Source organism: Paenibacillus sp. AN1007 (genome assembly GCF_040702995.1).
Taxonomy (GTDB): Bacteria; Bacillota; Bacilli; order Paenibacillales; family Paenibacillaceae; genus Paenibacillus.
Genome location: NZ_CP159992.1, coordinates 2612035 through 2634544, shown reverse-complemented (window position 1 = coordinate 2634544; position 22510 = coordinate 2612035). Strand labels below are relative to the sequence as shown.

General features: G+C 44.1%; 21 protein-coding genes and 1 pseudogene. 16 read left to right on the top strand and 6 right to left on the bottom strand.

Annotated features, from left to right (window positions below; genetic code table 11):
* Position 1: 1 nt before the first annotated feature.
* The 7 genes from ABXS70_RS11670 to ABXS70_RS11640 all read left to right on the top strand — a co-directional run bounded on the left by ABXS70_RS11670 (position 2) and on the right by ABXS70_RS11640 (position 7403).
* On the top strand, positions 2-742 hold the full coding sequence (locus ABXS70_RS11670) for a methyltransferase domain-containing protein (protein WP_342556086.1): 741 nt from the start codon (positions 2-4) through the stop codon (positions 740-742).
* A gap of 73 nt (positions 743-815) precedes the next feature.
* The gene (locus ABXS70_RS11665; protein WP_308721801.1) at positions 816-1004 is read left to right on the top strand and encodes a hypothetical protein; all 189 of its coding nucleotides are present in this window, start codon (positions 816-818) and stop codon (positions 1002-1004) included.
* 250 nt (positions 1005-1254) lie between these two features.
* Complete coding sequence (gene tnpA, locus ABXS70_RS11660; protein WP_138227108.1) at positions 1255-1728, top strand: IS200/IS605 family transposase; 474 nt, start codon at positions 1255-1257, stop codon at positions 1726-1728.
* 280 nt (positions 1729-2008) lie between these two features.
* On the top strand, positions 2009-2710 hold the full coding sequence (locus tag ABXS70_RS11655) for a response regulator transcription factor (RefSeq protein WP_342556087.1): 702 nt from the start codon (positions 2009-2011) through the stop codon (positions 2708-2710).
* Positions 2710-3954, top strand: coding sequence for a HAMP domain-containing sensor histidine kinase (locus ABXS70_RS11650; protein ID WP_342556088.1), 1245 nt, complete (start codon positions 2710-2712; stop codon positions 3952-3954). Before ABXS70_RS11655 ends, ABXS70_RS11650 begins: the two co-directional genes overlap by 1 nt.
* Before the next feature lie 112 nt (positions 3955-4066).
* Positions 4067-4759 (top strand): ABC transporter ATP-binding protein, encoded by a 693-nt coding sequence (locus ABXS70_RS11645; protein ID WP_342556089.1) that lies wholly within the window; start codon positions 4067-4069, stop codon positions 4757-4759.
* Positions 4752-7403 (top strand): FtsX-like permease family protein, encoded by a 2652-nt coding sequence (locus ABXS70_RS11640; protein ID WP_366295944.1) that lies wholly within the window; start codon positions 4752-4754, stop codon positions 7401-7403. The genes ABXS70_RS11645 and ABXS70_RS11640 overlap by 8 nt, the downstream gene beginning before the upstream one ends.
* 103 nt (positions 7404-7506) lie before the next feature.
* On the opposite strand, the gene ABXS70_RS11635 is transcribed toward ABXS70_RS11640, so the two are convergent.
* Positions 7507-8142 (bottom strand): TetR/AcrR family transcriptional regulator, encoded by a 636-nt coding sequence (locus ABXS70_RS11635; protein ID WP_342556091.1) that lies wholly within the window; start codon positions 8140-8142, stop codon positions 7507-7509.
* A 138-nt stretch (positions 8143-8280) separates the two neighbouring features.
* Between ABXS70_RS11635 and ABXS70_RS11630 the strand changes: the two genes are divergently transcribed.
* The gene (locus ABXS70_RS11630; protein ID WP_366295942.1) at positions 8281-9048 is read left to right on the top strand and encodes an alpha/beta hydrolase; all 768 of its coding nucleotides are present in this window, start codon (positions 8281-8283) and stop codon (positions 9046-9048) included.
* Between the two features lie 103 nt (positions 9049-9151).
* On the opposite strand, the gene ABXS70_RS11625 is transcribed toward ABXS70_RS11630, so the two are convergent.
* Positions 9152-9409 (bottom strand): GlsB/YeaQ/YmgE family stress response membrane protein, encoded by a 258-nt coding sequence (locus tag ABXS70_RS11625; protein WP_342556093.1) that lies wholly within the window; start codon positions 9407-9409, stop codon positions 9152-9154.
* Between the two features lie 157 nt (positions 9410-9566).
* Here ABXS70_RS11625 and ABXS70_RS11620 point away from each other — a divergent pair, with 157 nt between their 5' ends.
* The 3 genes from ABXS70_RS11620 (at position 9567) to ABXS70_RS11610 (ending at position 12545) form a co-directional block, all read left to right on the top strand.
* A complete protein-coding gene (locus tag ABXS70_RS11620) occupies positions 9567-10274 on the top strand; it encodes a response regulator transcription factor (protein ID WP_342556094.1) in 708 nt (235 codons plus the stop codon).
* Between the two features lie 29 nt (positions 10275-10303).
* The gene (locus ABXS70_RS11615) at positions 10304-11698 is read left to right on the top strand and encodes a HAMP domain-containing sensor histidine kinase (RefSeq protein ID WP_342556095.1); all 1395 of its coding nucleotides are present in this window, start codon (positions 10304-10306) and stop codon (positions 11696-11698) included.
* A gap of 127 nt (positions 11699-11825) precedes the next feature.
* Positions 11826-12545 (top strand): hypothetical protein, encoded by a 720-nt coding sequence (locus tag ABXS70_RS11610; protein WP_366295939.1) that lies wholly within the window; start codon positions 11826-11828, stop codon positions 12543-12545.
* Positions 12546-12706: 161 nt separating this feature from the next.
* Here the strand turns inward: ABXS70_RS11610 and ABXS70_RS11605 are convergent.
* Positions 12707-12959 (bottom strand): annotated as a pseudogene (locus ABXS70_RS11605) (hypothetical protein).
* 273 nt (positions 12960-13232) lie between these two features.
* On the opposite strand from ABXS70_RS11605, the gene ABXS70_RS11600 reads away from it, so the two are divergent.
* Entirely contained in the window at positions 13233-14132 is a 900-nt protein-coding gene (locus tag ABXS70_RS11600; RefSeq protein ID WP_366295937.1) for a cation diffusion facilitator family transporter, read from the top strand.
* A gap of 142 nt (positions 14133-14274) precedes the next feature.
* On the opposite strand, the gene ABXS70_RS11595 is transcribed toward ABXS70_RS11600, so the two are convergent.
* The 3 genes from ABXS70_RS11595 to ABXS70_RS11585 all read right to left on the bottom strand — a co-directional run bounded on the left by ABXS70_RS11595 (position 14275) and on the right by ABXS70_RS11585 (position 15586).
* Positions 14275-14745, bottom strand: a complete 471-nt coding sequence (locus ABXS70_RS11595) for a ferritin-like domain-containing protein (protein WP_366295935.1) — start codon at positions 14743-14745, stop codon at positions 14275-14277.
* Positions 14746-14866: 121 nt separating this feature from the next.
* A complete protein-coding gene (locus ABXS70_RS11590; protein ID WP_342556099.1) occupies positions 14867-15322 on the bottom strand; it encodes a hypothetical protein in 456 nt (151 codons plus the stop codon).
* Between the two features lie 78 nt (positions 15323-15400).
* The gene (locus tag ABXS70_RS11585; protein ID WP_342556100.1) at positions 15401-15586 is read right to left on the bottom strand and encodes a hypothetical protein; all 186 of its coding nucleotides are present in this window, start codon (positions 15584-15586) and stop codon (positions 15401-15403) included.
* A 292-nt stretch (positions 15587-15878) separates the two neighbouring features.
* On the opposite strand from ABXS70_RS11585, the gene ABXS70_RS11580 reads away from it, so the two are divergent.
* From ABXS70_RS11580 to ABXS70_RS11565, 4 genes are all read left to right on the top strand, one after another.
* Entirely contained in the window at positions 15879-17780 is a 1902-nt protein-coding gene (locus ABXS70_RS11580; RefSeq protein WP_366295932.1) for a beta-glucoside-specific PTS transporter subunit IIABC, read from the top strand.
* A 44-nt stretch (positions 17781-17824) separates the two neighbouring features.
* Positions 17825-18664 carry a BglG family transcription antiterminator LicT gene (licT, locus tag ABXS70_RS11575; RefSeq protein ID WP_342556102.1) on the top strand — a complete coding sequence of 280 codons (840 nt, stop codon included), beginning with the start codon at positions 17825-17827 and terminating at the stop codon, positions 18662-18664.
* 15 nt (positions 18665-18679) lie between these two features.
* Positions 18680-20128, top strand: a complete 1449-nt coding sequence (locus ABXS70_RS11570; protein WP_366295930.1) for a family 1 glycosylhydrolase — start codon at positions 18680-18682, stop codon at positions 20126-20128.
* A gap of 206 nt (positions 20129-20334) precedes the next feature.
* Positions 20335-22383, top strand: a complete 2049-nt coding sequence (locus ABXS70_RS11565; RefSeq protein WP_366295928.1) for a glycoside hydrolase family 16 protein — start codon at positions 20335-20337, stop codon at positions 22381-22383.
* The last annotated feature ends 127 nt before the right edge of the window (positions 22384-22510 follow it).

Here is a 22510-nt window from a genome sequence, read left to right as displayed (position 1 = left end):
ATTGATTGATCACAACAATCAGGAAGAGTACCGAGATCCAATGAACTATGATCTGGAATTTGGCGGTGAGACGGACAAATACGAATTTTTCCTTCAACTTGCCAAGAAAAATCCGGGACATGTGCTGGAGCTTGCTTGTGGAACAGGATTAGCCACACTTTATTTAGCCGAAAGAGGAGTTCAAATTAGCGGTGTAGATATCGTAGAGCCTATGCTCGCGTATGCGAGGGTCAAAGCGAAGGATCTACCGGTTGCTTTTATCGAAGCAGATGCGCGTACGTTTGAATCCGATCAGCGCTTCTCCATGATTTTTCTGACAGGAAATGCATTTCAGGCTTTTCTGAGCGATGAGGATCAGCAGGCATTGCTGCAAACGGCGTATAATCATTTGGAGCCTGGTGGCATATTTGCATTTGAGATGCGGAATCCGGACGGCAATGATTTATCGGATGAAGAAGAAGAGCACTGGGGCACATTTGTCGATGTGGATGGCGTGACGGTTAATGTATCTGGCAGCCAGACATATGATGCCGAGAAACAGATCATGCACTGGACAACCGTTCGGGACTGGGGCCATCGCCAAACGACGTCACGCATTGCTTGCCGATTTACGGATGTGCAGACACTTAAGCAGTTGCTGTCAAAGCAAGGTTTTACCTTAGAGAGACAGTATGCGAACTGGGATCAAACAACGTTTCAACCCTCAAGTCCAATGGTAATTAGTGTATGTAAGAAAGGGTAAGTATGCATCGTAATGATTAAAATGATTGAAATGATGGGTTGAAATTACATAAGTAGAAAGGGGAATATTGGATATGACAACAACATCTAGAACTTGTAACGATTGCGGAGGTACATCCTTTGTGGAGGCAACGGACTTTATTAATTTGAGGCCTTTGGATAAAAAGATGTCGCTTGGTTCTGAACGCGTGTATACGATCTGTCTGAACTGCGGTGAGGTCGTTTCCATTAAAGTGAAAAACCCGGAGAAGTTGGTGAAATAAAATAATTCTCGGGAGAGAATACAAAAGCAATCCTGCACGTTTAGTACGACATAACCGTTTTATCATTTTTCGTTACAGGCAGCCGATACATATATCGGTTGTCTTTTTATGGCTTTAGCCAGTTGAGTGCGTGAAACGCGCGAAACAAAAAACCACCCGCTATGCGGGTGGAGGGATGAAGGGTTTGACCATTATGACCATTCCAATACAATTGAGATGTTCAGGCTCAAAAAGAAAGGAATGGTCATTCATGGCAACCAAGAGCTACAGCCTAGCTCACACAAAGTGGATGTGTAAGTACCACATTGTGTTCACCCCGAAGTATAGACGGAAAGAAATCTATAATCAAGTGAGAAGAGATTTAATCGAAATCTTTAAACGTTTGTGCAAGTACAAAGGAGTCGAAATCATAGAAGGTCACATGATGCCCGATCATGTCCATATGTTAGTAGCCATCCCTCCAAAAATTGCGGTCTCCACGTTTATGGGATATCTAAAGGGAAAAAGTTCGCTCATGATCTTCGAAAAACATGCCCAGCTTAAGTATAAATACGGAAATCGAAAATTTTGGGCCGAAGGGTACTATGTGAGCACAGTGGGTCTAAATGAAGCAACCGTAAGAAAGTATATTCGTGAGCAAGAAGCACATGATCAGGCGGTAGATAAGCTGAGTGTAAAAGAATACGAAGATCCATTCAGCAGTAATCGAAGCAAAAAGAAGTAAAACCAGTTTACTGGTAAGTGAAAGAGACAAATTACACTGAGCCTGAACAGCCCTGCTGTCAGGCTAGCGTCTTTAGGCGCAGTTTGGCAACAGGGGGTTATACCCCAAGAGCAAACCACCCGTTGGACGGGTGGTCCTGATTTGGCTTTTCCTTAAGCACAGAATATCTTCATACAAACGGCAAACGAGACCCCGCTTGTATTTCAAATGTTACATTTAGTAGAATGATGAAGCACATACACTTGAGTTTAAGAGGTAACGCTAGAATAGGGGTGCAGCAATGAACCACATTTTACTTGTTGAAGATGATGAGAATTTTGTGTTTGGAATAGAATATACGTTAACCAATGAAGGTTATGAGGTCACTCATGCGGGAACCTTGAAGGAAGCTCGCGATGCTCTTGCGCAGACCGAAATAGAACTCATTTTGCTCGATATTAATTTGCCTGACGGAACGGGATATGAATTATGCAAAGAAATTCGTGTGGACTCACAGGTACCGATCATTTTTCTCACCGCGCTGGATGAAGAGATGAATGTGGTCGCGGGATTAGATCTGGGTGCTGACGATTATATGACGAAGCCGATTCGTACCAAGGAACTTCTTTCCAGAATCAAGGCTGTTTTACGGCGTCATTCCCGACCTGAACAGCATTCGAACATATGGAAATCCGACGACTTTGAATTTCGCGTGCTGGAAGGTGTTGTTTTCAAAAATAAAAAGGAAGTTGCACTGACAACGCTGGAGTTCCGCCTGCTTCTCATGTTAATGTCCCATCCTAAACAAATATGCAGCAGGACATCAATCCTTGAGAAGTTATGGGATGTCTCTGGTGAATTCATTGATGATAATACATTGTCCGTACATATACGCAGATTAAGGGAAAAAGTGGAGGAAACGCCAGCCGCGCCAAAGTATATTGTTACGATTCGCGGGGTTGGATACAAATGGAACGCCGAAACGACAGGAGCATACCGCTGATGGTTGAAGTCATCCGTAATCCGGAGTGGAAATCTGTGTACACCAAATTTATCCTTGTTCAATTAGGTTTGACTGCAATCATTTACGTTGTGATGAATCTGCAGATCCAAAGCATCAATGAAACGGTTGTGAACCAGCAAGCGGCCTTTGTCGGACAAGTGTTAAGCAAGCAGCCGCAGCTTGAAGATCAGCTCATTCATACGATCACTCAAGGTACAGAAGAGCAGGATCTTAAGTTAGGTAAACAGATATTGTCTCGATACGGGTATACAGAGCATATGAATATTCAGGATCAGCCTGCCCTATCGGGAACAGCCTTGCCCGGGAATACAGCGTTGGTCTTTTTTCTGTGCGGTATCCCGGTGCTGCTGCTTTTATATTGGGAGTACCGCAAGTTGTTTTCCAGAATTCGCCGCGTTACACATGCAGCGGAACAGGTGGTGGAAGGTCAATTCGATACTTCATTGCCTGAGAATGCAGAGGGAGACTTCAGTACCCTTGGTCATAGCTTTAACATGATGGCAGGCAGACTAAGTCATAGTGTAGATCAGCTGAAGCAGGAGAAAACATTTCTCAGCCATCTGCTTACCGATATATCACATCAACTTAAAACACCGCTTGCATCGTTGCTTGTGTTTAATGAAAATATGCTGCATGACCCACATATGAAAGAAGAGATCCGTACCACTTTTCTGGAACGAAGCAGGCAGCAGATTGAACGCATGGAATGGCTGATTATCAGCTTGTTGAAGCTGGCACGAGTGGAAGCGGGAGCTATCGTTTTTCAACTGCAAAACATTAAACCCAAAGACATTATTGAATCAACGGTGCAGACCTTGCAGCCTTTGGCGGAGCAGAAGAAACAGAGGATCATCGTTCAAGGCGGCGAAGGCATGCTGCTGCATGCAGATGAGGAATGGTTAACCGAGGCGATTATTAATCTGACTAAAAATGCACTGGAACACTCTCCGGTATCAGGCAAAGTGTACATTACGATGGAGGATGAAGGATTATTACACTCGATTATCATCCGGGATGAAGGGGAAGGGATCAGGCCGGAACAGATTCCCCATGTATTCACGCGTTTTTACCTTGGGAGAAGCAATGCTAAACCCCACAGTACCGGGGTAGGCCTGTCACTGACCAAGTCCATTATTGAAGGTTTGGGTGGAATGATCTCGGTATCCAGCGAGCCTGGAGAAGGAACGGAATTCCGAATTACTTTCATGAAAACTGTGTATTGAGAGGAAGCTTACAATAACGTAAGCTTCCTCTTCACTTTAACGTAAGCTTCCAAGCTTATAATAACCCATATGAATACATCAATTGTTCAAGCTCTTGAAGGAGGCACATGCTTTGGAAATTTTAAAAACGAATGACTTATGTAAAACATATGGAAGCAATGACGCCAAAGTCGATGCCCTGAAAGATATTAACTTAACGGTTCAACAGGGTGAATTTGTTGCTATTGTTGGTGCCAGCGGTTCGGGAAAGAGTTCGTTACTGCATCTGCTTGGAGGTGTGGATCGCCCAACCAGTGGACAAGTTAATATTGATGGGACAGATCTATATTCTCTAAACGAGACGGATTTAGCAATCTTCAGAAGACGAAAGGTCGGTTTCATTTTCCAGGCCTATAATCTGATTCCGGTTCTAAGCGCAGAGGAAAATATTAAACTGCCTATGCTGCTCGATCATCGTCAAGCCGATGAAGACTATGCAGACGAATTAATGAATGTACTCGGCCTAAAAGACAGAAAGCATCATCTCCCTAACCAGCTATCGGGTGGGCAGCAGCAGCGCACAGCTATCGGACGGGCGTTGATTAACAAACCTTCCATCATTCTGGCTGACGAACCGACGGGAAATCTGGATAGCAAAAACAGCAAGGAAATTGTAGATTTGCTCACCTATTCGGTTCGAAAGTACAATCAAACCTTGATTATGATTACACATGATTCCGATGCAGCCCGGAGAGCGGACCGTATTGTGAACATTAAAGACGGGGTTCTTTTCGATCAGCAGCTTGAGGGACAGCACGATGCGTAAGTATACGGAGCTCACGAAGAAATATTTGCTTGGACAGAAAAAAAGATCCATTCTCACCATTGTTGGCATCATTCTATCCGTAACGCTGCTTACGGCTGTCGGCACACTAGCGATGAGTTATCAGGACAAACTGGTACGTCAGACGATTCAAGATTACGGAGATTATGAGGTGTCCTTCAATGGAGTTCCGGGCAAAGACGTGCCTCGCATCGTGAATCAAGCCACCATAGGCAGTGCGGGAGTCATTCATCGTATTGGTTATGCCATCATAAGTTCAACGAGTGAAAAGGAGAAAAACGAAAACCCGTTTGCTGCACCGTATCGTTATTTGAATGTGAAAGGATACGACGCGCAAGCCATGTCCAAGCTTCAAGTTCAGTTAGAGAGTGGACGTTTGCCGCAAAAGCCTAACGAAATCATCCTGTCATCCTGGAGCCTGAATACGTTCGCTTCGAAACCAGCAATTGGAGATAAGATAACGCTAAACCTGGGAGATCGGCTCGAAGCTTCCACAGGAAAGGTGAAGAGTGCGAACTCCGTTGGTGATTATGGGTGGGACCTGGATGAGAAATTCAAACCACGCATGAAACAGCAATATACCGTCGTCGGGGTGATGAAAACAGCCAAAAATGTAACGTGGTCATCCACTTTTATCTATTCAGCGATTACGTATGATGATCATCAAAAAATCGATCCGTCTCAGAATTTTTTTATCTATGCGACCATGAAATCGATGGACAATATAAAGGAGAAGAGCGAAGCCATTCTGTCTTCATCGGGTTTGGGGAATGTTGATCAAGGTTCCGCTCAGGAGCTGAACCGGGAAACCGTTATAAAGAATGTACGCATTGAATACAACAATGAATTGCTCAAACTCTTTGGCAAAAGCACCTATTCCAACGTTAACCAAAGTTCAATTTATGCATTGGCAGCCATTGTTCTTATCATTATGGGATGCACAAGCGCAGTAATTTACAATACGTTTCATATTTCAGTGCTCGAACGCATCTCTCAGTTTGGCATGCTGCGCTGTCTCGGTGCAGCACCCGCTCAGATTCGCAGAATTGTATTCAAAGAAGCGACTGTGCTTAGTCTGATTGCCATTCCGATCGGTTTATTTACAGGAACCATTTTGATGAAAGTGTTATTCTATAACATCAGTTTGCTGACATTAGGTTTTCTGAACGATATGCACATGATTATTTCAGTGCCTATTCTACTTGCGGCTGCCGGTTTAGGACTGATTGTTGTCTATGTGTCAGCGCTGGGTCCGGCCAAGCTGGCATCCAGCATCTCACCACTTGAAGCACTGAAAACCTCAGGCAGCACGGTGGTAGAGCAGGGGGATGTCAAACGCTTGTCCTTTGCCGGAAGCAAATGGCTTGGATTCGAAGGGCGGTTTGCCAGTCGAAATATTCGGCGGAACCGAAAGAGATTTCGCATTACGGCTTTTTCAATGATTATCAGCATGGTCATGTACATTGTGTTTAGCGGCTTGGTGAACGTTCTGGGTACAACCTCTGCATCAGGTATCAATTACTCTTACTCTTTGGACTATCAGGGTATGAGTAAACGTATCCCTAATTCGGTATATAACAAGCTGGCTACACTTGATGGAGTTAAACAGGCTTATTCTTTCTACAATCATCAGCTCCAAGCGATCATTCCGAAAGAAAAATTGAATCCGAATTACTACCAGCAGCAGAAAGAAATGTACAGTGTTGAAATGGAGAACGGATATCGGACGGATAACAACTTTCTCATGTCTTACGGTATAAACGGACTTCAGGAGCTTCGTCCCAAACTCACCTCCGGAAGCATTGATGCAAGCCAAATGAACGATGAAAATGGTGTCATTGTTATCCAGAAAATCAGCATGACCACCGAAAAAGGAACTAACATGATCATTGACCAGACCCGTTTCAAGGTTGGGGATAAAATTAAAGTTCGCTCAATGAATGACAATCAGCCTTACAAAACGGTTACTGTTGTCGGAACCGCAGATCAAGGTCCTCTTTCTGGTGAATACACCGAAAGTGCTATTATTCAAATGATAACGACACCAAAGGTGATTGAAAACATCACGAGTGATAATGCTTATGACAGAATATTACTTCAAGCCAATCCTGAGACAGATAACGGGGCAATTGTGGGTTATTTCAAAAGTCTTGTGCAGCAGGATGCAGGGTATAGTTACCGTGATCGGGTAGAGGAAATGAAACAAGCTCGCAACGATGCGATGACGTTAAATATATTCCTGTACGGCTTCATAGGTGTCATTGCAGCTATTGCGTTTCTGAATATTTTGAATACGGTGAGTACGAATCTTATTCTGCGAACGAAGGAGTTCGCCGTATTAAAAGCGATTGGTATGACGCAAAAGGAAATTCGCAAAATGGTTTTGCTTGAGGGTGTGTTCTATGGCGTATTTGCAGCTGTGTACGGAAGTCTTCTCGGTACAGCCTTGAGCTACGGTGTATCTTATCTGATGAGGAATGCTGTGCAGATCGAATGGGTTATGCCTTGGAGCAGCATTCTCACTAGCAGCTTGGGTGCTATCGCAGCCACACTCTTAGCCTCCTACTGGCCGCTTAGACGTCTTGAACGAATCCAGATTACAGATGGTTTGCGCGGGGAAAATTAACGCGTCAAAAAGCCCGGTTGTTCGCTTTAAAACGAACAACCGAGCTTTTTTTTGGCATGAATAAATTCTGAAATAGACAGGAGAAAAATTATAGAATTAAACATCAGATCAAATCCGAGGATGAAGAGCTCGTTACTCCCTTAAGAAAAACAAGTACAATTTTCTCCGCTAGGACGCGATGAGACTCATATTTTTGCTGATCATGTTCTCGGTTCCCCATCAACATTAGAGTCGAAAAAGCTTCTGCCAAGAATAGCGGCTCTTCTTCACGAAAGATTTTCTTATCCATGGCTTTTCTAAAATGCGAGGCTAACACCTCATGAATCTGATGTTCTGCTTCACGAATGGCATGAATCTGTTCTTCCTCCAGAAAAGGCTCCGCTTCACGCATCATCATTTCGATCTCACCATGCGGATTGGCAAGACGAGCTTCTGCTAATCGAATTAACCCGTCTCGCAGATGTTCCGCCTCATCCAGCATATGCGCGGTAATTTTTCTAACGTTCTGCAGCATCGTTGTCATGGCTGCCACGAATAGATCCGCTTTGCCCGCGAAATGATAATATATGGTTGGTTTGGATACGCCGCATTTCTTGCCGATCTGCTGAAGGGTCACCATCTCGTAGCCAAATTCTTTAAATAGGGTGGATGCCGTATAGATAATAGTCTGCTGCATGGAAATGTCATTGTCCGTCTGCTTGGGTCTCCCGCGCAAACGTTTAGGTACTTGCTCTGGCATAGATTCGTACACACTCCTTCCACAATATTTTATGTCAAATCATAAATATAAGCAAAGAGTCTTGTAATTTTACTTACCAGTAAATATAATTAATTCTGTAATTAAAAATGATACGTTTAAAGGTAGGGCAATAGAATTATGGTAAGGACAGCAGCGCGTAAGAACAGATGGAAAAAAATTGCGATATGGACCAGTGTAGTGATTATTGCCCTGGTTGCAGGAATGTCTGCCTACTTGGCATCGGTAACCTACAGCCCATCGGAACAAGCGGAAGCGGCAATGAAAAGTGACAATCAGGTCGTTGTCAGCGAAGTGAAGAACGGTTATCAATTTGAACCTAAAGGGCAGCACATCTCACAGCCGAATGTTGTGTTCTATCCCGGAGGTTTGGTGGAGCCGGCAAGTTACGCGCCTATGGCACGGGCACTAGCGAAGCATGGACATCGTGTATATATTACAAAGATGCCGCTGAACTTGGCGATGTTCGGGGGGAAACGGGCCGATTCGTTTCTCGCGGAACATGCGGGTGAAAGCTTTGTTATTGGTGGGCATTCATTAGGAGGTGTGTTTGCTTCAAGATATGCTGCGGCACACACAGACCAGATCAAAGGTGTCTTTTTCCTGGCTTCTTATGCAGATGATGGCGGGAGACTGGACGGAACGAACTTGTCCGCACTGCAAATGACGGGCAGCAAGGATGGTGTTCTGAACTGGGAATCGTGGGAAAAAGCCAAATCCAATCTTCCGATTGACACGACATATGTAAGTATTGAAGGCGGTAACCATGGTCAATTTGGCTCCTACGGAATGCAGAAGGGAGACAATGAACCTAAGATCACAGAACAGGAACAGCTTAAGCAGGTTGTTCAGGCATTGGAAGAATGGATAAAATCAATAAAACCATGAGGAAATAAAAAAAAGACCGAGGCTCTCATCTGCAAACGATGAATGCTGTCGGTCTTTTGTTGATTTTCTATTGAACAACGGGATCGATCTCCGCTTCTCTTGGTTAACGTCTTCGGAAAGCTCCGCCGCGTGCCAGAGCAAAAAAGAGGAGCAGCGCAATAATCGAGCCAACGATCGCCGGAATGATATGAAATCCGCCAATCACCGGTCCCCTCGGTCCAAGCAATTCCGTTCCTAGCCAGGAACCGATAAAACCCGCAACAATGTTCCCAAGTACACCGCCCGGTACATCCCGCCCAATCAAGCTGCCGCTTAACCAGCCAATAAGTCCACCAACAATAAGTACCCAGAGCAGATCCATGGTTTGTTCTCCTTTCTTCGGGTTTATTACAAGTTATGTCGGGCTCAGTGGAATATACCTCATCTTCCTGTTGGTGGAGGAGTTTAAATGGTCTGTGCTAAGATGAGAGTACTTAGGATGCAGGCTGGGGAACAAGGATAGAAGGGGTGTACAGACATTGAAGAAAATACTTGTCATTGACGACGAAGTCGCCATTCGAGATTTGATTGAGCTTGTACTACGGCGAGAAAATTATGATGTGAAAACCGCAGAAGATGGCAAAACCGGACTGCAATTGTTAGAATCATTTCAACCCGACCTGGTGCTGCTTGATTTGATGCTGCCAGATTGCTCCGGATATGACTTGTGCAAGGAAATAACGGGCAAACGTTCTCTTCCAGTGATTATGCTCTCTGCCAAAAATGAGATTATAGATAAAGTGCTCGGACTAGAGCTTGGCGCGGAAGATTATATGACCAAACCCTTTGACAATCGGGAATTGCTCGCTCGAATCAAAGTGGTTCTGAGAAGAAACGAGAGCAAGGTAGAAGCTGGTGAAGGGACAGAATCGCAAACGACACGTATCGTTCATGAAGAATTGACATTTGATCTTGAAAGCCGAAGAGTGCTGAAAAACGATGTGCCTGTCTCCCTAACAGCCAAAGAGTTTAAAATTCTCGAAACTTTACTTAAAAGGCCTGACAAAATCTATACTCGGGATGAGCTCTTACAGATCGGATGGGGATATGATTTTATGGGGGATAGCCGCAGCGTCGATATGACCATCATGCGATTGCGGAAGAAACTGGAGGATAACGCGGACGAACCGAAATATGTCCGAACGATCTATGGGTTCGGCTATCAGCTTGGAGGTGGCGGGGCCTGAAGTACGCAACCCGGTTACTGCTGAACTATTTGTTTTTCTCCGTGCTGTCCTTTGGCATTATCATATTTGCTATTAATAAAGCCATTGATTACTACAGCTTCATTACCATTGAAAAACAGATGATGGAGAAGGCGGATCTGTCTGAGTTGTCCTTCCGTGAGGTGCTGGCACAGCATCGATCATCATCAGGGGAGCCGCAGACGAAAGAAATCGTCAGACTTGCACTGGAGAAGCTGAAAGCTTCAGGCAAGGAAGTGCGGATCTATGACAGCTCCAAGCAGCTGCTCGGTTTGGCTGTAGATGGCATCATCATTAATGATGGCAAACCACACATTTTCGAGAAAAATATTGAAAAAGCTCTGAGCGGAAGTTATGCCTACACTGTAACGGATGACCATTTGCTTTATTTTGCAACACCCATTCAGAATCAATTTTACGAAAATGCATATGTGTATGAGTTCGTAGAGGACATTTCGTACTTTTATGCGATCATGGATCAAATCCGTTATGTCTTATTTGCGGGTGCAGGCGGATTCATTGTGCTGATTACGTTAGCCAGTCTGTGGATTGCACGCAATACAACCAAACCGATTAAGGTGCTCCTGGGTGCCGCACAAAGTTTCTCCAAACAAGAATTTCGCCGAGTTCATCTGAACCGCAAGGATGAGCTGGGCATGCTGGCGGAAGGGTTAGATCAAATGGGTCAGCAGCTTCATAATTACATTCAATACCAGAAACAATTTGTCTCCAACGTATCTCATGAATTAAAAACACCTCTGGCAGCGATTCGTGGTTTCTCTCAATACTTGTACGAAGGGGAGAATGAGAACGAAGAGCTGCAAAAAATCTATGCGCATCTGCTGCAGGAATCGGATCGGCTCACCCGTTTGATCAATGAACTGTTGTTGTTATCCCGATTTGATAAGACAGGTTCAAGCGAACTGGAAGTCGAAAAGACAGAAATGAACTCGCTGATCCAGCAAGTCGCCACGAATATGGAAGCCAAGGCGAAGGAGAAAAAGATCAGGATCACGGTTAAACAAGCGGAGGGAGACCCGGCAGATGAAAATCTGACAAAAGTCTACGCGAATGTCAATCCAATGCTCATATCCCATGCAATCGCCAACCTTATGGATAACGCTATCAAATATTCAGGCAGCCATTCTACGATTGAAGTGCAGATGGAACATACGTCAAGCGAGGTTGTTGTAAAGATAGGTGACCAAGGCATCGGAATCGCGGGTGACGAACTGGAGCGAGTACAGGAACGCTTCTACCGGGCGAAAAATGCAAGCACAGCGAATGGTTCAGGACTCGGGCTGTCCATTTGTAAAGAGATCGTCGAGCGGTTCAATGGATATATCGACGTGGAAAGTGAGTTAGGACAAGGCACGACAGTGACCATTGTGCTGCCCCGTGCTTAAGCTTTCTCCCATATGGAAGCCCTAATAAGTTCCGTTACAAGACTGATACATTTCTGTTATAAGACTAACAAATGCTTTTTTTATAATGACTTCATAAGAACAAATCACACATTTATGGAGGGATTAAATGATGAAGTCTACAAAGAAAGCTGCAGGTTTTATCCTACTGAGTATTGTCCTAACGATGGCAATGACGGGCTGTCAGTCCAGCAATGCCGAGTCTCCCGAGCCTGCTCAGAACTCGGTTGAACCAGGTACATCGAAGGAGCAGAACAAAGACGAAGGAGCAGCAAATTCAAATGCCCCTGCTTCCGAGAAATCAGAGGGAGAAGATAGTGCCGTCATTAAAGAAGGTTCAGTGGAGAAGGAAGGCAATGTGGTGCTGAAGGAGCTTGCTTTTGTCTATAACGAACACACGATTGCGATCTCGGATACAGCGAATGAAGAGCAGATGGAGCAGATGCTGGGTAAACCGGATAACGTGAAATCCCATACGTATACTGAAGGTGATGGAACCAATATGGATAATTTAATCGGATTTACGGAAAAAGTATACACGTACCCTGGTCTGGAGATTAAAACCATCAGTGTACCTGAAGGCAAACAAGACTCGATCTTTAATATCCAAATTACCGATCCCAAGTATACGACAGTTCGAAACATTAAAGCAGGGGACAGCTTGGACACACTTAAAAAAGCTTATCCTGAAGGAAAGCTAGTGGGGGATGGGGCACCTGACGAGGAAGATGACTTCCGTTACGAGCCATCAAACTATGTAGATGTCATGTCGTTCCATATCAAGGATGCCAAGGTTGAGAGTATTCAGATCTTCAGCCTGCTGGACTAAATATACAATCGACTCACTTCTTTGATTCACAGAGCGGTTTTATAAGATTTACTTTTCGAACCTGCCCAAAAGTTTGGGCAGGTTTTATGTCGTTATGAGTTGATAACGTTGGTCAGAATAGACGAACCATAGTGAAATGAACACATCTCTATATTTTCAAGTTACTTTCCAACTAATACAAACACATTTTCATCAGGGGCTTTCATTACAGCTATATTCCAGACTCCGTTGCAAAGGGAGTTCTTCAGAACTGTCCTACTGAGGGAATTTTAAACTTATTACTGTCCAGGCAGAGCCGTTCTCCAAGCTGCGTTCTATTTTCCAATTTTCAGTTAAACCCATAGAAGTGTAGAACAAAAGTGATTTCTCAATATCTTTCGTATGAATACAAACGCATTCTAATTTTTTAAACACCTGATGCATCTCCCTCTACCATTATATAAGAACAAATGTTCCTTATGAATTCTACTATTTCCCATGTTTAAAAGCATTAATTACTTAGAAAAGTGCTTGAAGAATAAAGGGTACAAGTTTTCCTTACGCAACTTTTTTGGATGCCCGTTAAACTCTTGCGGCACTCAGACTATGTTTGCTTACACTCAAAACGTTTCTCTAGACCCACACAAATGTTCAATGATACCATCATACAAGTGTTAAGAGAGTTGAAGATTGCGGGAGGAACGGAATGTGGATCAAGTAAGATACGAAAACTTAAAACTCGGGGAACGTGGGGCGATCATCAGTATCATCGCTTATATATGTTTGACCGCAATAAAGCTGGTGATTGGCACTATTGCTGGCTCTGAAGCACTCAAAGCAGACGGCTTGAATAATGCAACGGATATTGTCGCATCCATCGCCGTACTGATTGGTTTAAGATTCGCCCAGCGTCCGGCCGATAAAGATCATACATATGGGCACTGGCGGGCAGAAACGGTGGCTTCTCTTGTCGCTTCGTTCATCATGATGGCTGTGGGGCTGCAGGTATTATTTGAAGCCTTCACTTCCGTATTCGAGGGTAAGCACGAATCTCCTGATCTCCTTGCCGCGTATACAGGCATTTTTTGCGCAGTTGTTATGGTTTTAGTCTATCGATACAATAAAAGACTGGCCACACGTATCAAAAGCCAGGCAGTTATGGCTGCCGCACGGGATAATATTTCCGATGCTTGGGTGAGTATCGGTGCCGTCGTCGGGATCGTGGGTTCCCAGTTCGGCCTTCCGTGGCTTGACCCTGTAACGGCGATTATCGTCGGTTTGCTGATCTGCAAAACGGCCTGGGATATTTTCAGAGAAGCTACGCACCATCTTACAGATGGATTTGACGTAGAGTTGATTCAAGAATACCGGGAGACCATCGCCGGAATCAACGGTGTAGAGACGGTTAAAGATGTACGAGCACGTAATTACGGCAGCAACGCCGTGGTTGACGTGGTGATCACGGTTCGTGGAGATTTGGATCTGCAGCAAGCTCATGATATTTGTACCGATGTGGAAAACGAGCTTCTGGAAGAGCATGATGTGTATACGGTACACGTTCATGTCGAGCCGGAGCCAGAGCAGGAAGCAGTCAAAGAATACATGTGATATTGTTCGAAATATAAAAGGGCAAGAATACGCAAAAAACCAGTAAACAATAATGTTTACTGGTTTTTTTGATGTTGTTACCTTCGAAATTCTTTCACATTTTTTACACTCCCGTGTTAATGAAAGTGTCCTCATGCTGCATTTATTTGGGCATATTGTACATGATTAGATTATTGTACTTATCCGCGTGTTTCTGTTCATCCAGAATAATACCCCACACTGTGTCTTTGTATATGCCGTAGGGGAGACCAAACCATATTTTTCTGTACTTCTCTACAGCGGCAAGTTCACCCTGAAATGCCTTTTGCAAGCCGCCAAGATAGGAGGAAACTGTTTCCGGAGATTCACTGCTTACCCCCGTAATTTCTTGACCCGTAAGATCTTTGTACATCTGTCTGAACATCTGATTATGTCCGCGCTCATCATTACGAATGCTTGTAATTATAGCTGCTTGGGTAGAGTCAGGAGCCATGCGGATGAGAGCATCATAGAACATTTCATCATTTCGTTCACCTTGAACAGCCGATTGTATTAATCCAAGTGCTTCAGCCGTGGATGTCGCCCATACTGGAGTAAAAGCACTTCTGTAAAGATAAGGATACGCCGTGTACATTCCAATCCCTCCATAACAATGATGAGTTATGATATGCACAGATGCCCAGCAGCGTTAACCTTCTTTTCGTTACAATTGCTATATGACATTTCTTACCCCGGCATTCTAACGATTGGAACGCTTAACGATAGCGTCTGGAAATGTCTTTTTTAAAAAGCTTACTATAGCCATAGGCTAGCACAAAAGGAAGGAAATAGGACCAGTACGTCCAGAAGATATTCCATCCGTTAAAATAAACAACATGCCCCATCAACTTAGCACACCACTCAATCAGCGTCAGCACAAGTGCTGATATAAAGATGCTTGACCAAGGTCTGGTCTTTTTTACTAGAATCATGTACATCATGATACACCCCGTAATAGGATAAATACCAAGTTCCATCGGCAGAGCAGCATATGACTGGTTGTTTGTATTCGGCATAATATTCCAAAAATAATTAAACCCGACACTGTTAATGCAAGCCGATATGGCCACCCCAAGGGGGAAAAATAACACGAGCAAGTAGTAATGACGTCTTAAAATCCACGTACCCAGCAGCAGGGGGATGAACATACCTAGAACCCAGTTACCCAGCATATCTTTTCCTCCAAATCTAACTCTGATCGTCGACTTCTGTTTCGGATTTAATAGCGTTTATACGTGGTATATTACGAGTTAATCTGTTTTTTTCTGTTCGAGGAGACGGTTGACTTGCTCCGCAATGGCATCTAGTTTTCGATCGTAGTGCTTGTAAGTGAACCAACCTACAATGGCTTTAACTGCAAAGAAGAGAACTGCAGCGATAATCACCAAAATGTAATCATGTGCAATGTGTTTTAACCAATCATTAATGTGCTGCATTGTTTATAACCCCCGTCGCGTACATATATCATCTGGTTAAGATGCCCATTAAATCTTAAGGTAATTCATAAATGCTAATAAGATCCTTTGCGTATAAAGTGTTGCTTTTTGTCGAAATCCATGCTACATTATCGATGTAAACGTTTATATTTGCTTTAAACAACATCATATATGATTCAATTTGGCGTGTTACTGTTCGGCAGGCAAGGCCTAAATTGGGTGGTTTGTATATTTATTATACCCACCCAATTTAGGCCTTTTTTTATGCACAATTTCAGGGTGAGGTGTTTACATGAATTACAAAGAAACCGCTAAGGCTATCCTTGACAACGTAGGCGGACAAGAAAATATCAATGATTTTCTCCATTGCTCCACCCGATTAAGGATGAATCTGAAAGATCCAAATCAAGCAAAAACAGATGAAATTAAAGCCATGGATGGCATCATGGGAGCCGTATACAGCGGCGGACAATATCAAGTTATTATCGGGAATGATGTAAGCTATGTATATAATGAACTTAAACAAATGATCACTATAAAAACAGATGAAAACCCGGAGCCAAACAAGAAAAGAGATATGAGTTTCAAAGGTTTGTTTGAGAGTTTTGCCGGATTGATCACGGGCATTTTCCAGCCGATCATTCCGGCAATCGCAGCAGCAGGGATGTTTAAAGCTTTGCTTTTGTTAAGCACATCTCTTGGTCTACTGTCAAAAGAAAGTCAGATCTACGCGCTGCTGCTTAATATCGCTGACTCTGCTTTTTATTTTCTGCCTTTTCTGCTGGCATACTCAAGTGCACAGAAATTCAAAACCAATCCATATATTGCAGCCACACTGGCGGGGGGTTTACTGCATCCTAAAATGATCACATTACTTGGAGGAGAAGTGCCCGTACAAATCGCTGGTATTCCAGTACCTAATATCAGTTATGCGTCCAGCGTATTACCCATCATTCTGACCGTTTGGCTCATGTCTTATGTGGAGAAATTTGCAGATAAGGTGTCTCCAGGACCAGTGAAAATCTTCCTTAAACCTCTGATTGTTATTCTTGTCATGGCACCGCTCGCACTTACGGTTCTTGGACCAATTGGTAACTATCTGGGTGTCGGTTTGTCTGACGGTTTATTCTGGATTCAAGGTAAAATCGGCTGGTTAACCGTTGTTATCTTGGCTGTATTCTTACCATTTATCGTGATGTTCGGAATGCACAAAGTGTTTTATCCCGTTATTTTTGCAGCCATGGTTTCACCAGGATATGAAACGTTAATTCACAGTGCGATGCTTTCTTCTAACATGGCACAAGGTGCCGGAGCACTTGCAGTCTGGTTCTTGGCGAAAGATAAAAAATTGAAGCAGGTTGCCCTGCCAGCCGGCATATCTGGATTGTTCGGCATTACCGAACCAGCCCTGTACGGGGTACATCTGCGGTTGAAACGCACTTTGGTTGCCTGTATGATCGGAGCGGGTTCAGCAGGGCTCTTTGCAGGGATTGTCAATTTAAAGGCCTATGCTGCAGTAGGGCCGGGTCTTGCTTCTTTACCGATGTTTATCGGAGCTGAAAATAACTTTACTTATGCGCTGATTACAGCAGCCATTTCTATCATTATTACTCCCGTTGCCGTTTATTTCATCGGCTTTAACGATCCCGGAGCAGCGTCTGATACACAAGCTTCCGCGGTAGAATCTGTTAAAGTGGAAACAACATCTCAGGCAGCTCCGAAGAAAGAGAAACTGCAATCCCGTCTGGTTGTTTTCGCCCCGATTGAAGGAGAGGCCATTCCGTTAAAAGACGTGAAGGATGAAGCATTCTCCCAAGAAGCGATGGGTAAAGGCATGGCAATCAAACCTGCCAAAGGGCAGGTCGTGGCTCCATTTGATGGAACAGTTCAAACGGTGTTTCGCACCAAACACTCCATCGGTTTGAAATCAGTAGAAGGCATTGAACTTCTGATCCATATCGGGATTGATACTGTAAAGTTAAAAGGACAGCACTTTAATGTTGTTGTTCAAGAGGGTGACATCGTGAAACACGGTCAACTTCTGATCGAGTTTGATATGGACGCTGTTGAAAAAGCCGGCTACGACACAACAACACCGGTGATTGTAACAAACAGTGGCGATTATCTGGAGATTCTGGGACACGAGAAATCGGAAAAAATAGGCCCAGAGACGCCGCTTATAACCATTTTGTAATGATTATGGGGTGAAGCTCACCCTGAACATAGAGGAGCATGGATATGAGAGTAGTTAAGGTTCTCAATACAAGCATTGTTTTGGCCAAGCGGAATGATAATAAAGAGGTTATCGCTATGGGCAGGGGAATCGGATTCAGAAGCAGACCCGGAGACATGATTCATGATCATGAGATTGAAAAGGTATATGTCGTTGAGAATGAAGGAATGTCCTCGGATATGACAGCGCTGATGAAAGAGACGCCGAAAGAGTATTTAATTTTGGCAGACGAAATCATATCCTATGCTAAGCAAGCGTTATCGAGGGATCTAAGCGAGAATCTATACTTCTCATTGACAGACCATCTTCATATGGCTGCCAAACGGTTCAAATCTAATATTCAGATTCAAAATCGCATGTTATGGGAAGTTCAGAAGTTTTACCCGCAAGAATTTCTCATCGGGAAACAGGCGTTGAAATTTATCAAAGATCGGCTCGAACTGGATCTGCCCGAGGAGGAGGCAGCCAATATTGCCTTCCATCTGGTCAATGCGCAGCAAACGGAACAGAACATGAGTCAGGTCATGATCATGACCAACACCGTGAAGGATATTCTTAATATCATTCGAATTCATTACGGAATTGAACTGGATACATTAAGCATTAACTATTCACGCTTTCTAACGCATCTGCAGTTTTTTGTGCAGCGGTTATTGGAGAACACGATGCTTGAATCCAAGGATGATGAACTGCTGGAACGAATTTCGAGTAAATATCCAGAGGAAAGCAATTGTGTTTCCAAGATCAACAATTATATTGGCGCGAAATTCGAACGATTTATGTCCAACGAAGAGAGATTGTATCTCATCATTCACATTAGTCGTGTGATGGACAGAGCGCATTAACAGGAGGAGTATGACATGAAGACCATCAGAACATTTCCCGAAGGATTTTTATGGGGCGGAGCAATTGCAGCGAATCAGGCTGAAGGAGCCTGGAACACAGCAGGGAAAGGCATATCTACCGCTGATACGGCAATGAATAAGAAAAACATAGGTGACTACAAAAAGCAAAATGCTGTAAACTCGGAGCAGCTCGCGGCAGCGCTCCAGGATCAATCTACCGTGAATTATCCGAAACGAAGAGGAATTGATTTTTATCATCGCTACCCGGAGGACTTGGCGTTAATGGGTGAGATGGGGATCAAAACGCTGCGCACTTCCATTGCGTGGACTCGGATTTTCCCGAATGGGCATGAAACGAATGCAAACGAAGAAGGGCTGCTTTTCTACGATCGTCTTTTTGATGAGATGATTAAAAATGGTATTGAACCTCTGGTGACCTTGTCTCACTATGAGATGCCGATGTATCTGGTCGATCATTACGGTGGATGGACATCCAGAGAGGTAGTCGACTTCTTTGTTCGCTTCAGCACAGTGGTGTTCAACCGCTACAAAGATAAAGTAAAGTATTGGATCACATTTAATGAAATTGATGGCATTGTGCGTCATCCGTTTACCAATGGTGGTATTGTTCCAGATCGGTTCAAGAATGTTGAGCTAGCAGTATACCAATCGCTGCATCACCAATTCGTTGCGAGCGCTTATGCCGTAAAGCTGTGCCACGAGATTATTCCAGACGCCAAGATCGGATGTATGCTGACAAGCCTGCTGCATTATCCTCATACATGTAATCCGCTGGATGTGCTGGCCGCTCATAAAAATAATCAATTTAATCTGTTCTTTACCGATGTGCAGGTGCGCGGCGCTTATCCAGGTTACATCGAGAGATATTTTAGAGAACAGAATATCGTTATCGAAAAAGCTGCGGGTGACGACGAATTGCTGAACAAGTATACCGCTGACTTCATATCATTCAGTTACTACAACTCCTTTGTGGCCAGCGCAGATAGCGAGGGCTTGGAAACGGTTAGCGGCAATACGATGGGAGGCATCAAGAATCCCTATCTGCCTGTCAGTGATTGGGGATGGCAGATCGATCCAATTGGTCTGAGACTCGCGCTTAACAATCTGTACAGCCGTTATCAGGTTCCTCTGTTCATTGTAGAAAACGGACTGGGGGCTTATGATACCGTTGAAGAGAACGGAACGATTCGTGATCCTTATCGTATTGAATACCTGCGTTCCCATATCGAACAAATGCATGAGGCGCTGCTGGATGGCGTTGAAATTATAGGCTATACCGTCTGGGGTATCATCGACCTGATCAGCTATTCTTCTTCGGAAATGGAAAAGCGTTATGGTTTAATCCATGTAGACCAAGATAATGACGGAAACGGCACACTTGCGCGAAGACGGAAGGAAAGCTTCTTCTGGTACCAAAATCTGATTGCCAATAACGGACTTTAAACGTATGCCAAAGAGTGAAAGTAAGAGATGATTTCTGTCTTAAAGGAATCATCTCTTTCCATTCGTAACATGAATTGGCAGGCTAATACAATTTATAAATATATCTTTCACCACATTCTTCTTTTCGGTAGAATATAGTTATCTGATCTGTAATCTTTTTCCTTATTGATAACAGATTGGAAAAATGATTTGAAGGAGGAGAATGAATGAAATCAGCGGCTTGCAGGGAGAGACGATTGGTGTACAGAAGGATGGGTGTGCTGCTCTTATTCATCATGCTGGTCAGTGTTTTGCTAGGGCCTGGCTCAACGGCTCAGGCTGCCGGGAAGACGATTACATCCATGGAGTACTTTTCGTCTGCTGACGGACCGGTCATATCCAAATCGGGGGTGGGCAAGGCCAGTTTCGGGTTCGTGATGCCTAAGTTTAATGGGGGTTCTGCTGCGTGGAGCGAAGTGAACGGGGATTTAGGTGTTAATGTGAAGGTAGGAAGCCAATGGGTGGATATTGATCAGGCAGAAAACTTTACGTACAACCAAAACTGGGGTCACTGGACTGACGCAGGCTTTCAAGGATATTGGTTCACTCTCTCCTCAACAACCGATGTTCAATTGTATTCCAAAGCGAACGGAATAAAGCTGGATTATCGACTGGTCTTTCAAAACATTAACGAAACAACGATCACAGCAATGAGCCCTACACAGGGGCCTGACATCATTGCCAGCAGCACCGGAGGCGCCGGCTTTACGTATCCCACCTTTAACAATAATCCATCAGTCACCTATGAAGCCGTCGCTCAGGATCTCAAGGTGTATGTGAAACCTGTTCAGAGCAGCACGTGGATTGATATTGACAATAACGCATCCAGCGGCTGGATTTACGACCAGAACTTCGGCCAATTCTCTGAGGGTGGAGGAGGGTACTGGTTTAACGTAACCGAATCTATTCACGTCAAGCTGCAGTCCAAAACATCCGATGCGAACATTATTTACACCATTACATTCAATGAACCTGTGCGTAACTCATTTGTGGTTACTCCTTATGAAGGGACAACTTTCACAGCAGATGGAAGCGGTTCCATAGGTATCCCATTGCCCAAGATTGGCGGGAGCGCACCTATTGCGAAAGAATTACAAAATTTTGTATACCAAATCAATATCAATGGTCAATGGGTAGACTTAAGTAATAGTGGTCAAAGTAAATTTACGTATTCCGGCAATGGCTACAATCCGATTTCCGATGCCAATCAGTGGGGATACTGGGCCGATCATATCTATGGTCTGTGGTTTAGACCTATTCAGGAAAATATGCAAATTCGAATCGGCTATCCGCTTAACGGACAGCCCGGTGGAAACGTGGGCAGCAACTATGTGAACTATACACTCATTGGTAACCCGGATGCCCCACGTCCCGATGGTTCGGACCAAGAAGATATCTCCATCGGTACACCGAACAATCCGGTGATTGAAGGCATGAATCTTATTTGGCAGGATGAGTTCAGTGGTTCTTCGCTGGACACAAGCAAATGGAATATAGAAACAGGGTATTATCTCAATGATGATCCGGGAACCTGGGGTTGGGGCAACGCGGAGATGCAGCACTACACTACCAGTCCGCAAAATATTTTTGTTCAGGATGGAAAATTAAATATCCGTGCAACACATAGTAATCAATCATTCCCTCAAGACCCGAATCGTTTTGCGAAATATGCCTCCGGTAAGGTAAATACCAAAGACAAGTTATCCTTGAAGTACGGGCGTGTCGATTTCCGTGCCAAACTGCCTACAGGAGATGGCATTTGGCCTGCACTCTGGATGCTGCCGCAAGATTCGGTATATGGCACTTGGGCTGCATCAGGTGAAATTGACGTGATGGAGGCAAGAGGTCGTCTGCCTGGAACAACCAGTGGAACGATTCACTTTGGCGGGCAATGGCCTGCCAATCAGTATGCAGGGGGAGAGTATCACTTTCCCGCAGGACAAACTATTGCTAACGATTATCACGTATATTCTGTAGTTTGGGAACCGGACAACATCAAATGGTACGTGGACGGTAAATTCTTCTACAAAGTTACCAATCAGCAGTGGTCGTCTGCAACTGCACCGAACAACCCTAATGCTCCATTTGATGAACCGTTCTATTTAATCATGAACTTGGCCATCGGCGGTAATTTCGATGGTGGCCGCATTCCGGATGCTTCGGATATTCCTGCAACCATGCAGGTGGACTATGTTCGGGTATATAAACAGCAATAATGGTTTTAATGTAGTTCACTTGAGTTAATTTAGCGAGAGCGAAATTTATCATGCAGCATGATCATTAACGTTATTTACCAGGGGTGAACTTCGGTTTACCTCTTTTTTGCACACGTAAGAGAGGTAA